At 64.7% G+C, this 13,070-nt stretch carries 12 protein-coding genes; all 12 read left to right on the forward strand.

The features are described from left to right. The first annotated feature begins 175 nt into the window (after window positions 1–175). The 12 genes from pyrR (at window position 176) to metK (ending at window position 13,015) form a co-directional block, all read left to right on the forward strand. Entirely contained in the window at window positions 176–757 is a 582-nt protein-coding gene (pyrR, locus tag AC1DJW_RS07385; RefSeq protein WP_284755677.1) for a bifunctional pyr operon transcriptional regulator/uracil phosphoribosyltransferase PyrR, read from the forward strand. After that, window positions 754–1,767: an aspartate carbamoyltransferase catalytic subunit gene (locus AC1DJW_RS07390; protein ID WP_284755675.1), complete on the forward strand. Its 1,014-nt coding sequence runs from the start codon at window positions 754–756 to the stop codon at window positions 1,765–1,767. The genes pyrR and AC1DJW_RS07390 overlap by 4 nt, the downstream gene beginning before the upstream one ends. Then, entirely contained in the window at window positions 1,767–3,113 is a 1,347-nt protein-coding gene (locus tag AC1DJW_RS07395) for a dihydroorotase (protein ID WP_476901053.1), read from the forward strand. Before AC1DJW_RS07390 ends, AC1DJW_RS07395 begins: the two co-directional genes overlap by 1 nt. Continuing rightward, complete coding sequence (locus AC1DJW_RS07400) at window positions 3,113–3,634, forward strand: PH-like domain-containing protein (RefSeq protein WP_459340540.1); 522 nt, start codon at window positions 3,113–3,115, stop codon at window positions 3,632–3,634. The genes AC1DJW_RS07395 and AC1DJW_RS07400 overlap by 1 nt, the downstream gene beginning before the upstream one ends. Continuing rightward, window positions 3,615–4,892 carry a glutamine-hydrolyzing carbamoyl-phosphate synthase small subunit gene (gene carA, locus AC1DJW_RS07405; protein ID WP_390277372.1) on the forward strand — a complete coding sequence of 426 codons (1,278 nt, stop codon included), beginning with the start codon at window positions 3,615–3,617 and terminating at the stop codon, window positions 4,890–4,892. The genes AC1DJW_RS07400 and carA overlap by 20 nt, the downstream gene beginning before the upstream one ends. Beyond that, window positions 4,892–8,212 (forward strand): carbamoyl-phosphate synthase large subunit, encoded by a 3,321-nt coding sequence (gene carB, locus AC1DJW_RS07410; protein WP_459340541.1) that lies wholly within the window; start codon window positions 4,892–4,894, stop codon window positions 8,210–8,212. Before carA ends, carB begins: the two co-directional genes overlap by 1 nt. Beyond that, on the forward strand, window positions 8,205–9,071 hold the full coding sequence (gene pyrF / locus AC1DJW_RS07415) for an orotidine-5'-phosphate decarboxylase (protein ID WP_476901054.1): 867 nt from the start codon (window positions 8,205–8,207) through the stop codon (window positions 9,069–9,071). The genes carB and pyrF overlap by 8 nt, the downstream gene beginning before the upstream one ends. 109 nt (window positions 9,072–9,180) lie before the next feature. Beyond that, window positions 9,181–9,507 carry an integration host factor, actinobacterial type gene (mihF, locus tag AC1DJW_RS07420; RefSeq protein WP_476901055.1) on the forward strand — a complete coding sequence of 109 codons (327 nt, stop codon included), beginning with the start codon at window positions 9,181–9,183 and terminating at the stop codon, window positions 9,505–9,507. Between the two features lie 38 nt (window positions 9,508–9,545). Next, window positions 9,546–10,118 carry a guanylate kinase gene (gmk, locus tag AC1DJW_RS07425; protein WP_459340544.1) on the forward strand — a complete coding sequence of 191 codons (573 nt, stop codon included), beginning with the start codon at window positions 9,546–9,548 and terminating at the stop codon, window positions 10,116–10,118. 39 nt (window positions 10,119–10,157) lie between these two features. Beyond that, on the forward strand, window positions 10,158–10,418 hold the full coding sequence (gene rpoZ, locus AC1DJW_RS07430; RefSeq protein WP_028267125.1) for a DNA-directed RNA polymerase subunit omega: 261 nt from the start codon (window positions 10,158–10,160) through the stop codon (window positions 10,416–10,418). Window positions 10,419–10,445: 27 nt separating this feature from the next. Beyond that, window positions 10,446–11,693 carry a bifunctional phosphopantothenoylcysteine decarboxylase/phosphopantothenate--cysteine ligase CoaBC gene (gene coaBC / locus AC1DJW_RS07435; protein ID WP_284755662.1) on the forward strand — a complete coding sequence of 416 codons (1,248 nt, stop codon included), beginning with the start codon at window positions 10,446–10,448 and terminating at the stop codon, window positions 11,691–11,693. Between the two features lie 92 nt (window positions 11,694–11,785). Then, entirely contained in the window at window positions 11,786–13,015 is a 1,230-nt protein-coding gene (gene metK / locus AC1DJW_RS07440) for a methionine adenosyltransferase (protein WP_284755661.1), read from the forward strand. The last annotated feature ends 55 nt before the right edge of the window (window positions 13,016–13,070 follow it).

Genomic DNA, 13,070 nt, shown 5'->3' on the forward strand with positions numbered 1-13,070 from the left:
GGCCGGTGCCACGGGAAACCGCGGGCACCGGCCCTTCGCTTTAGCCGGGTGTGAGCAATAACGCACGGACCGGCCCTTGCCGGAAGCGGACAGGCCTCGCCCCTGTGGTAATTTTGAAGAGCAAATGTTCCTTTTTTAATTCCGTCCCGTGAGGCGGGGAAAGGGGAGACGAGCGATGACTGAAGTCACTGCGCCGGTGCCGTCCCGGGTTGTTCTCAACCACGCGGATATCGACCGTGCGCTCACTCGTATCGCCCACGAGATCCTCGAAGCCAACAAGGGTTCCCAGGATCTGGTTCTTTTGGGCATCCCGCGCCGCGGTTATCCGCTGGCCGTGCGGCTGGCAGGGAAAATCGCCGCCGCGGATCCATCCGTCAACGCCTCCGCAATTGTTGGTCAGCTGGACGTCACCATGTTCCGTGACGATCTTTCCCACCAGCCCGCCAGGCCTCCGTACCCCACCAAGCTGCCCTTGTCCGGCATCGACAACAAGGTTGTTGTCCTTATCGATGACGTCCTGTACTCCGGCCGCACCATCCGGGCAGCCCTGGACGCCATCATCGACCTCGGCAGGCCACGCATTGTCCGCCTGGCCGTCCTTGTGGACCGCGGGCACCGCGAACTGCCGATCCGCGCGGACCACGTCGGCAAGAACCTGCCCACGTCTTCTTCGGAAAAGGTCCGGGTCCACCTTGAAGAACTCGATTCGGTGGACGGTCAGCCCATCAATGAAGTAGTGATCGAGGCAGGCGCATGAAACACCTGCTCTCCACCGAGAACCTCAGCGCAACGAACGCCATCCGGATCCTGGACACCGCCGAAGAGATGGCTGCCGTGGGGGACCGGGAGGTCAAGAAACTCCCGGCCTTGCGGGGCCGCACCGTGGTCAACCTTTTCTTCGAGGACTCCACCCGCACCCGCATTTCCTTCGAGGCAGCGGCCAAGCGGCTTTCCGCCGACGTCATCAACTTCGCGGCCAAGGGTTCCTCGGTTTCGAAAGGCGAATCCCTCAAGGACACCGCGCAGACGCTCGCAGCCATGGGGGCCGATGCGGTAGTCATCCGCCACTGGGCTTCCGGGGCTCCGCACCGCTTGGCTGCCACCGACTGGATCGACGCAGCCGTCATCAACGCCGGTGACGGCACCCACGAACACCCCACGCAGGCTCTCCTGGACGCGTTCACGATGCGCCGCCACTGGTCCAGGTTGCACGGTTCGGCATCCACCGGCGCGGACCTCACGGGCATGCGCGTCGCCATCGCCGGCGACGTCCTGCACTCCCGTGTAGCACGCTCGAACGTGTGGCTCCTGCGCACCCTTGGTGCGGAAGTAACCCTGGTGGCGCCGCCCACTTTGCTGCCGATCGGCGTCGAACACTGGCCTTGCAAGGTCAGTTACAACCTCGACGAGACCCTCGAGGCCGGGGTGGACGCCATGATGATGCTGCGCGTCCAAGGTGAGCGCATGAACGCTTCCTTCTTCCCCTCCACCCGCGAGTATTCGCGACGCTGGGGCTTCGACGACGCCCGCTTGCGCGCCCTCGACGAACTCGGGCTCAAAGACACCATCATCATGCACCCCGGCCCCATGAACCGCGGACTGGAGATTTCTTCCGCCGCCGCCGATTCGCCGCGCTCCACGGTCCTGGCTCAGGTCCGGAACGGTGTTTCGGTCCGGATGGCCGCCCTGTACTTGCTGCTTTCGGGGGATTCCCGTGAAGCCGCCCCCATGCCGGGCACCGCCCGTTCCGATAAGGAGAGCAACTGATGACCGAGACCGCAACAGGCACTTACTTGATCCGCGGTGCGGCCATCCTGGGTGGCGACGCCGAGGACCTGCTGATCCGCGACGGCGTCATCGCTGAGCGCGGCACCGTCCTTTCCGCCGAAGGTGCCACCGTGATCGAGGCCGCGGGCCTCGTGGCGCTTCCCGGCATGGTCGACATCCACACCCATTTGCGTGAACCTGGCCGCGAAGACGCGGAGACTGTTGAAACGGGTACCCGCGCGGCAGCCCTTGGCGGCTACACCGCGGTCCACGCCATGGCCAACAGCAACCCGGTGGCGGACACCGCCGGCGTCGTCGAGCAGGTCCACAGCCTGGGCCGTGCCTCCGGTTGGGTAGATGTGCGTCCGGTAGGTGCCGTCACGGTCGGGCTCGCCGGTGAGCAGCTCGCCGAACTCGGGGCCATGGCAGACTCCCGCGCCCAGGTCCGGGTCTTCTCCGACGACGGCATCTGCGTCCACGATCCCGTGCTGATGCGCCGCGCCCTGGAGTACGTCAAGGCGTTCGACGGCGTCGTCGCCCAGCACGCGCAGGAACCCCGCCTCACTGCGGGTGCCCAGATGAACGAGGGCACCGTCTCCGCGGTTCTCGGCCTGGCCGGGTGGCCCGCAGTCGCCGAGGAAAGCATCATCGCCCGGGACGTCCTCCTTGCCCAGCACGTCGGCTCGCGCCTGCACGTCTGCCACGTATCCACCGCCGGCTCGGTGGAGATCCTCCGTTGGGCCAAGGAACGTGGGATCAACGTCACCGCGGAGGTCACGCCCCACCACTTGTTGCTTACCGACGAACTCGTCCGCAGCTACGACCCCGTCTACAAAGTCAACCCGCCCCTGCGCACCGACGCGGATGTCCAGGCGCTCCGTGCCGGGCTCGCGGACGGCACGATCGACGTCGTCGGCACGGACCACGCCCCGCATCCAAGCGAGCACAAAGAGTGCGAGTGGGCCCAGGCGGCCATGGGCATGACGGGACTGGAGACTGCCTTGTCGGTAGTCCAGGAGACCATGATCGAAACCGGGCTCATGACGTGGGCAGACTTCGCCCGCGTCACATCCACCGTTCCCGCGGCCATTGGCCGTGTGGCGGATCAGGGACGTCCGCTCGAGGCCGGCGAGCCCGCGAACGTCATCCTGGTGGACCCGGCTGCCCGGTGGACGGTGGATCCGCATAAGATGGCGACCATGGGCCGGAACTCACCCTTCGCGGGCAAAGAGCTGCCGGGTGCCGTCGTCGCCACCTTCTTCAAGGGCCACCCGACGGTGCTGGACGGAAAGCTCAACACGCCGTACCGCTACGCAGCGGAGCCGGCCGGCGCCGGCAGCAACTGATGGACACCAAGATTGCTTCCCTGCTCGTCGTTGTGGTTCTCGCCGCGGTCGCGGCCGGACTCATTGCGATAGGTTGGCGCGGCAGGCTCAAGCGGCAGGCCGGCCTCGGGCAGCTTCCGGACGTACCTGAAACGCTCAGCCCGGCAGACATTGTGGCTGAAGGGCAGTATGTGGCCACGACAACGGCGGGAGACTGGCTTGACCGGGTAGCCGTCCACGGGCTTGGCTTCCGCGGGAACGCGGAAATGAGCGTCCATCCGGAAGGCGTCCTCTTCGACCGGAAGGGGACCGCACCATTGTTCGTTCCGGCGGAAGCCGTGACCGATTACGGCAGCGCCAACGGCATGGCCGGCAAGTTCGTGGAGAAGGATGGACTCGTGACCTTGAGCTGGATGCTCGGAGAGCACGAACTCGATACCGGATTCAGGCCCAGGCGCGCCGCCGACAAGCAACCGCTCCTCGAAGCACTTCAAGAATTGATCTCTGCAGCCCCCCAGGCAGATGCCGATAGTGGAAAGTAACAAAGTGACGGATAGCAATGCAGTAGCAGGCAATACCAACCCAGCAGAGTCCTCAGCGGCAGTGCTGGTCCTCGAAGACGGCCGCACGTTCCGCGGCCGCAGCTACGGCGCCACGGGTGTGGCCCTGGGCGAGGCGGTCTTCGCCACCGGCATGACCGGCTACCAGGAAACCATTACGGACCCCTCCTACGCCCGCCAACTGGTGGTCCAGACGGCTCCGCACATCGGTAACACCGGAGTGAACAAGGAAGACGCCGAGTCCCGCCGCATCTGGGTGGCCGGCTACGTGGTCCGCGACGCCGCGCGCCGCCCCTCGAACTGGCGCTCGGAACGCAGCCTCGACGCAGAGCTCGTTGAACAGGGCATCGTCGGCATCCAGGCCGTGGACACCCGTGCCATCACCCGGCACCTGCGCGAGCACAAGACCATGCGAGCAGGAATCTTCTCCGGCGAGGCGGCCAAGGCAAGCGACAAGGAGCTCCTGGACACCGTCCTGGCCAGCGCACCCATGGAAGGCGCCCGTTTGGCCGAAGAAGTGAGCATCGACGAAGCATATGTCGTCGAGCCCGCGGACCATGGCTGGGACGGCGAGCCGAAGTTCAGCATCGCCGCGATCGACCTTGGCATCAAGGCCATGACCCCGGTCCGCTTCGCCGAACGCGGCGTACGAGTCCACGTCCTGCCGGCCACCGCAACGCTTGAAGACGTCAAGGCAGTCAACCCTGACGGCTTCTTCATGTCCAACGGCCCCGGCGACCCCGCCACCGCGGATGCCCAGGTGAAGCTGCTCCGCTCCGTGCTCGATGAGAAGATGCCGTACTTCGGAATCTGCTTCGGCAACCAGATCCTGGGCCGGGCCCTCGGATTCGGTACCTACAAGCTCAAGTACGGCCACCGCGGGATCAACCAGCCGGTGATGGACCGCCGAACCGGCAAAGTCGAGATCACCTCGCAGAACCACGGCTTCGCCGTCGACGCTCCCATGGATGGCGCCACGATGGCTCCTGAAGAGCGCTTTGGCCGTGTGGAGGTCAGCCACGTGAGCCTCAACGACGACGTCGTCGAAGGACTCGCCTGCCTCGACATCCCGGCCTTCTCGGTCCAATACCACCCCGAAGCCGCAGCCGGGCCTCACGACGCCGCCTACCTCTTCGACCGCTTCATCGACCTGATGGAGAGCACGAAGAACGGCCAGGACGCCGCGCAGGCCGCCGACACTCAGACATCGAACTCCGCGAAGAACGAGGACAACAAGTAATGCCAAAGCGTACAGATCTCAAGAGCGTCCTCGTTATTGGTTCCGGCCCGATCGTCATCGGCCAGGCAGCCGAATTCGACTACTCGGGAACCCAGGCCCTGCGGGTGCTCAAAGAGGAGGGCCTGCGCGTCATCCTCGTGAACTCCAACCCGGCCACCATCATGACCGACCCCGAGTTCGCCGATGCCACCTACGTCGAGCCCATCACGCCCGAGGTGGTCGAAAAGATCATCGCCAAGGAGCGCCCGGACGCCGTCCTGCCCACCCTGGGTGGACAAACGGCCCTCAACACGGCCATCGCCCTGGACAAGAACGGTGTGCTCGAGAAGTACAACGTCGAACTCATCGGTGCCAACATCGCCGCGATCGAACTTGGCGAGGACCGCGAAAAGTTCAAGGGCGTCGTGGAACGCTGCGGCGCCGAGTCGGCCCGCAGCCACATCATCCACACGATGGATGAAGCGCTGACCGCGGCGGAAGACCTCGGCTACCCGATGGTTGTCCGTCCGTCCTTCACCATGGGCGGCCTGGGCTCCGGCCTGGCGTACAACGAGGACGACCTGCGCCGCATCGTGGGCCAGGGCCTGCAGTACAGCCCCACCTCCGAGGTCCTGCTTGAAGAGAGCATCCTCGGCTGGAAAGAGTACGAGCTCGAGATGATGCGCGACAAGAACGACAATGTCGTTGTTGTGTGCTCCATCGAGAACTTCGATCCGGTGGGTGTCCACACAGGCGATTCCATCACCGTAGCCCCGGCCCTGACCCTGACCGACCGCGAATACCAGCGGCTGCGCGATATCTCCATCGCCGTCATCCGCGAAGTCGGCGTCGACACCGGTGGCTGCAACATCCAGTTCGCCATCGAGCCGGACACGGGACGCGTCGTCGTCATCGAAATGAACCCGCGTGTTTCGCGTTCCTCGGCGCTGGCTTCCAAGGCCACCGGCTTCGCGATCGCCAAGATCGCCACCAAGCTCTCCCTGGGCTACACCCTGGACGAGATCCCCAACGACATCACGCAGAAGACGCCGGCATCGTTCGAGCCGACGCTCGACTACGTCGTCGTCAAGGTTCCGCGCTTCGCGTTCGAGAAGTTCCCGGCCGCGGACAACACGCTGACCACCACCATGAAGTCCGTCGGCGAAGCCATGGCGATGGGCCGCAACTTCACGGAGGCCCTGCAGAAGGCCCTTCGCTCCCTTGAGCAGAAGGGCTCGCAGCTGGACTTCAGCCACGTTCCCGAATGGGAAGTTCCGGAACTCATCGAGAAGTCCAAGCGCCCGACGACGGACCGCCTCCACCAGGTCCAGCGCGCCCTGCTCGGCGGCGCTTCGGTCGAGGAGCTCTACGCAGCCACCAAGATCGATCCGTGGTTCCTGGACCAGCTGCAGCTGCTCAACGAGATGTCCCACGAGATCCGCAAAGCCGGTGCCCTGACGGAAAACATGCTCCGCAACGCCAAGCGCCACGGTTTCTCTGATGAGCAGATCGGTGCCTTGACGCACAACCCGGAGGCCGTTGTCCGCGGCGTCCGGCAGGCCCTGGGCATCCGTCCGGTCTACAAGACGGTGGACACCTGTGCCGCCGAATTCGCCGCGTACACCCCGTACCACTACTCGGCATATGACGAGGAGGATGAGGTCGGCCTGCACTCCAAGCCGTCCGTCATCATCCTGGGTTCGGGCCCCAACCGCATCGGCCAGGGCATCGAGTTCGACTACTCGTGCGTCCACGCTTCCATGGCGTTGCGCAAGGCTGGCTACGAGACCGTCATGGTCAACTGCAACCCGGAAACGGTCTCCACGGACTACGACGTCTCCACGCGCCTCTACTTCGAACCGTTGACACTCGAGGACGTCCTCGAGGTCATCGCGGCAGAGGAGCGCACGGGCGGTGTCATGGGCGTGTTCGTACAGCTCGGCGGCCAGACCCCGCTCAAGCTCGCACAGCAATTGGCAGACGCCGGTGTGCCGATCCTGGGTACGTCCCCGGAAGCTATCGACCTTGCCGAGCACCGCGGCATGTTCTCCCGCGTGCTTGACCAGGCCGGACTGATCTCCCCGAAGAACGGCACCGCCGTGTCCTTCGAGGACGCCAAGAAGATCGCTGACGAAATCGGCTACCCGGTCCTCGTCCGTCCGTCCTACGTACTGGGCGGCCGCGGCATGGAAATCGTCTACGACGAGGCCAACCTCTCGCGCTACATCGCCAACGCCACGGAAATCACCCCGGACCACCCGGTACTGATCGACCGGTTCCTCGAGGACGCCGTCGAAATCGACGTCGACGCGCTCTTCGACGGCACGGACATGTACCTCGGCGGCATCATGGAACACATCGAGGAAGCCGGCATTCACTCCGGTGACTCCGCATGCGTCCTGCCTCCGATCACCCTCGGCAGCAACGTGATCGAACGCGTCCGCACGGCCACCCGGGCCATCGCCGAAGGCGTCGGCGTCCGTGGCCTCATCAACATCCAGTTCGCGCTGGCGTCCGACGTGCTCTACGTGCTCGAGGCCAACCCGCGCGCTTCCCGCACCGTTCCGTTCGTCTCCAAGGCAACGGGCGTGCAAATGGCCAAGGCCGCGGCCCTGATCGGTACCGGCGTCACCATCAACCAGCTGCGCAGCGCTTACAAGATGCTGCCGGAAACGGGCGACGGCTCAACCCTGCCGCTCGACGCGCCGGTTGCCGTAAAGGAAGCCGTGCTGCCGTTCAGCCGGTTCCGGACCCCGGAAGGCAAGGTAGTGGACTCACTGCTCGGCCCGGAAATGCGCTCCACGGGTGAGGTCATGGGCATCGATAAGCACTTCGACACCGCTTTCGCCAAGAGCCAGGCCGCGGCCAACAACGCGCTGCCCACCGAAGGCAAGATCTTCGTCTCTGTCGCCAACCGCGACAAGCGCTCGGTGATCATGGGCGTCAAGCGCTTGTCCGATCTCGGGTTCGAGATCGTCTCCACGGGCGGCACCGCGGATGTCCTGCGCCGTAACGGCATCCAGGCCACCCCGGTCCGCAAGGTCGCGGAAGGCAGCAGCGCCGAAGGCGAAGGAACCATCGCCGACCTCATCATCGCCGGCGAGATCGACATGGTATTCAACACGCCTTCCGGCGGCGAAGCCCGCAGCGACGGCTACGAACTCCGCGCTGCCGCGACGTCCATCGGCATCCCCTGCATCACCACTGTTGCGGAGTTCAACGCCGCCGTGCAGGCCATCGAGGCGCTGCGCACCTACGAATGGTCGGTGACGAGCCTGCAGGAGCACGCTGCTGCGCTGTCAGCTTCGCAGGCCGCGGCAGCCGAGGCCGTCAATGCCTGAGTCTGCCGCAGCCGGGCAGCAGGGACGGGAGCCGTTCGGTTCCCGTCTGGCTGCCGCGATGGCCGCCCGGGGCCCCTTGTGCGTCGGCATTGACCCGCACCCGGGGTTGCTGGCGGACTGGGGATTGAACGACGACGTCGCCGGCCTGGAGCGCTTTTCGCTCACCGTCGTGGAGGCCGTGGCGACGCTCGCTGCCGCGGTCAAGCCGCAGGTGGCGCTCTATGAGCGCCACGGCTCTGCAGGAATGGCGGTATTGGAGCGGACCCTTGAGGCCGCATCCGATGCCGGAGTACTGAGTATCGCCGATGCCAAGCGGGGAGACATTGGCTCCACGATGGCTGCCTATGCCGACGCCTGGCTACGGGATGGTTCCGCCTTGGCCGCAGACTCGGTGACGCTGAGCCCGTACCTCGGCTTCGAGTCGCTGCGTCCGGCGCTCGACCTCGCGGCGGAGTCCGGCCGTGGTGTTTTCGTGCTCGCCCTGACGTCCAACCCCGAGGGCAAGTCCGTGCAGCACGTTGGCGGTTCGGAATCGGTGGCTCGGCGGATCGCCGAGTCAGCGGCCGATGAGAACCGCCGCTACTCCGGCGCCATGGGGTCCGTCGGTCTCGTGGTGGGTGCCACGATCGGCACCGCCTTGGTGGACCTTGGCTTGGACCTCGACGCTGTTCGTGGGCCCATCTTGGCACCCGGGCTGGGCGCGCAAGGAGCTACGCCGGCGGATCTGCGTGCCACTTTCGGCGCGGCATACCCGGCGGTCCTGGCAACCTCAAGCCGCGGAATCCTCGCGGCTGGTCCAACGATTGCCGGGCTCCGCTCTGCCACTGAGGCAACCCGCGACGGCTTGCTGGAAGGCTGAGCCTGATGTTGGTGGCTCCAATGCATTGCGCTGCGTGCTGACCACACGATAGCTTCGGGATCAGTCCAATCCGCTACGCACTCGATGCCGGCCAAAGGGGGATGTGTCAGTGACCTTAAAGGCTTTGTCTCCAGAGGAACGTTCCGATGCCTTGGAAAAGGCAGCGAGAGCCCGGGCAAGGCGGGCTCTCGCGAAGGAACAGCTCAGGACGGGCGAACTCAGCATTGGCCGGCTGATCAAGTCGGCGCAGACTGACGAAGCTATCGCGCGCATGCGTGTTTCCGAGCTCATCGAGGCCGTTCCGGGCATTGGCCCGGTCCGGGCTGCGGCCATCATGGCAGAGATTGGAATCGCCCCGTCACGCAGGCTCAAGGGCCTGGGAATTCACCAGTCCCGGTCGCTGATAGATTTTATGGAAGACAAATACAGCGTTTAAACGAATGCAGCGTACATAGCCTCTCCACGAAGGACGATGTGAGCAAGAATCCGGGACTGACCGTCCTCGCAGGCCCCACTGCCGTTGGCAAGGGAACAGTATCCACATATATCCGGGACAATTACCCCGAGGTCTGGCTGTCAGTTTCAGCCACCACCCGTGCGCCGCGGCCGGGGGAGAAGGACGGTGTCCACTACTATTTCAAGTCCGCCGAAGAATTCGACGCACTTGTCGATGATGGCCAGTTGCTTGAGTGGGCCGTCGTCCACGGAAAGAACCGCTATGGAACGCTGCGGAGCACGGTGGACGCTGCCATTGCCGAAGGCCGGTCCGTGCTGTTGGAGATCGATTTGCAGGGCGCCCGCCAGGTCAAGGCAGCGGTTCCGGACGCCAACTTCGTCTTCCTCGCTCCGCCCAGCTGGGATGAAATGGTCCGCCGCTTGGTCGGTCGCGGCACCGAAACCCCGGAGGAACAGCAGCGACGGCTGGAAACCGCTAAACTGGAACTTGCCGCTGAACCGGAGTTTGACCACACCGTCATCAATGACGACGTACGCCGGGCAGCGGACGAGCTTGTTTCACTCATGGGGCTTACCCCGCACCAGCGCTAAGCGCTAGCACTTGTCAGCCCGTTAGAATTTGGAGAATTCGTGTCCACGAACCTTGAAGGCATCATCAACCCGCCGATCGACGAGCTGCTTGCTGCTGCCGATTCAAAGTACGGCCTGGTGATTTTCGGCGCCAAGCGCGCGCGCCAGATCAACGCGTACTACGCCCAGCTGCACGAGGGCCTCTTCGAGTACGTTGGCCCGCTGGTCGACACGAAGCTGAACGAGAAGTCGCTTTCCATCGCCCTGCGCGAGATCAACGAAGGCCTGCTGGTTTCCACCCCCATCGAGCCCGCAGAGTAAAACAGACTGCCTGTTGACGGAGGTCACGTGCGCATAGTCCTCGGAGTCGGGGGAGGGATCGCAGCCTACAAGGTTGCATCGCTCCTCCGGCTTTTTACTGAAGCCGGACATAACGTCACGGTCATTCCCACGGAGGCCGCCATCCGCTTTGTCGGCGTGGCTACCTGGGAGGCCCTCTCGGGCAATCCAGTGAGCAACAGCGTCTTTGACGACGTGGAGAAGGTCAACCACGTCCGTCTCGGCCATGAGGCGGATCTCATCGTGGTCGCCCCGGCAACTGCCGACTTGCTGGCCAAGGCGGCAACCGGCCAGGCGGGGGATTTGCTGACCAACACACTCCTCATGGCCCACGGCCCGGTGCTGTTCGCTCCCGCAATGCACACTGAAATGTGGCAGAACCAAGCCACCCAGGCGAATGTGGAAACACTGCGCAGCCGGGGCATCACCGTCCTGGAACCCGCAGTCGGCAGGCTGACAGGCGCGGATTCCGGGCCAGGCAGGTTGCCGGAGCCGGAGGCGATCTTCGCAGCCGCCATGGCGTTGGTCGACTCAACCGCGCCCTCAACGGGAATTGCCGGCCCCAAACCCCTGGCCGGGCGGACCATCACGATTTCCGCCGGCGGCACGAGGGAAGCCCTGGATCCGGTCCGGTTCCTTGGGAACAGGTCCTCCGGCAAGCAGGGTGTTGCGCTGGCCGCCGCGGCCCTTGACGCTGGCGCCCATGTTCGGTTCCTCGCTGCGCACATGGACGTCCAGGCACCGGCGGGCGTCGAACTGATCCAGGTTGAATCGGCTTTGGAGCTCCGTGACGCCGCGGTGGAAGCCGCCGTCGGCTCCGACGTCGTGATCATGGCCGCGGCCGTCGCCGACTTCCGCCCCGCCGAAGTTTCAGACACGAAAATCAAGAAGGTCAACGGCAACGACGCCCCCGTGGTGCGCCTCGTGCAGAACCCGGACATCCTGCACGAGCTGGTATTGCGCCGCGACGCAGAGGCATCTACGCAATTGATCGTTGGATTTGCGGCCGAGACCGGAGACGAGGACGGCAACGTCCTGGAGCACGCCACTGCCAAGCTCAAACGCAAGGGCTGTGACCTTCTGGTCGTCAATCAGGTCGGCGTCGGGCGCGTGTTCGGCCAGGACCAGAATTCTGTGATCATTCTCTCCGGCCATGGCGCGGCCCCGCAGTCGGCGGCAGGTTCCAAATCCGACGTCGCCGCCGCTGTCATTGACCGGATCAGCACTGAATTGAGCCGAGTACACCCGGCCACCTAGGCCCCGGGTGAGGCTCGTTCCTTAGCTGGTCCATCCTTAGCATAGGGACATACGGCGGAAGCCGGCCGCCCCCAACCAAGTAAGGTAGTCGAGTGACTTTACCGCTGCACCATGAATCCCACGGCATCCCGTCCAAGCTCCGGCTCTTCACCTCAGAGTCGGTTACGGAAGGGCACCCAGACAAGATCTGCGACCAGATCAGCGACGCCATCCTCGATGCGCTCCTGGCGGCAGACCCTGAGTCGCGCGTGGCTGTTGAAACCATGGCCACTACCGGCTTGGTGCACGTAGCCGGTGAAGTCACAACGGATGCGTACGTTGAAATCCCGCAGATCGTCCGCGAGACCATCCTTGGAATCGGTTACGACTCGTCAGCCAACGGCTTCGACGGCGCCCGTTGTGGCGTGTCCGTCTCCATCGGGCAGCAGTCCAACGACATCGCCGGTGGCGTCTTCAATTCGCTCGAAGCCCGCGAAGGCCGCCAGGAGGACGACTACGACCTCCAAGGCGCCGGTGACCAGGGCATCATGTTCGGCTACGCGAGCGACGAGACCCCCTCCTACATGCCGACGCCCATTTGGCTCGCCCACCGGCTCTCCGAGCGTCTCACCGAAGTCCGCAAGAGCGGCGAACTGGCCTACTTGCGCCCTGACGGGAAGACCCAGGTGACGGTCGGATACGACCGCGACCGTCCGGTTTCCGTTGAAACGGTGGTCATCTCCAGCCAGCACGCCGAAGGAACCCACCTCGATCGCTTGCGCGCCGATCTCGCCTCGCACGTGATCGACCCCGTCCTGGCAGTGTCCAACCTGGATATCTCCCACGTCGCCAATATCCTGAACCCAGCCGGTGCCTTCGTCATCGGCGGTCCCGTCGGCGACGCCGGGCTGACAGGCCGCAAGATCATCGTTGACACATACGGCGGCATGGCCCGCCACGGCGGCGGTGCGTTCTCCGGCAAGGATCCGTCGAAGGTGGACCGTTCGGCGGCCTACGCGATGCGCTGGGTAGCCAAGAACGTTGTGGCGGCAGGCTTGGCCAAGCGTGCCGAGATCCAGATCGCCTACGCGATCGGCCAGGCGCGTCCGGTGGGCACCTACGTCGAAACCTTCGGGACCGAGACGGTTGACCCTGCCAAGATCAGCGAAGCGATTGCGGAGATCTTCGACCTCCGTCCCCGCGCCATCATCGACGCGCTCGACCTCAAGCGCCCCATCTACGCCAAGACGGCGGCGCATGGCCACTTCGGCCGCGACGAGCCCGATTTCACGTGGGAACGATTGGACCGCGTGGACGAACTGAAGGAATTCTTCAACGCCTGACTTGGCTGCTCCAGCCAGAGCCGGAATTGTCGGTGGTGCCTGCTTGGATTGACCC

It is taken from the genome of Arthrobacter sp. 05L417, from assembly GCF_056397865.1.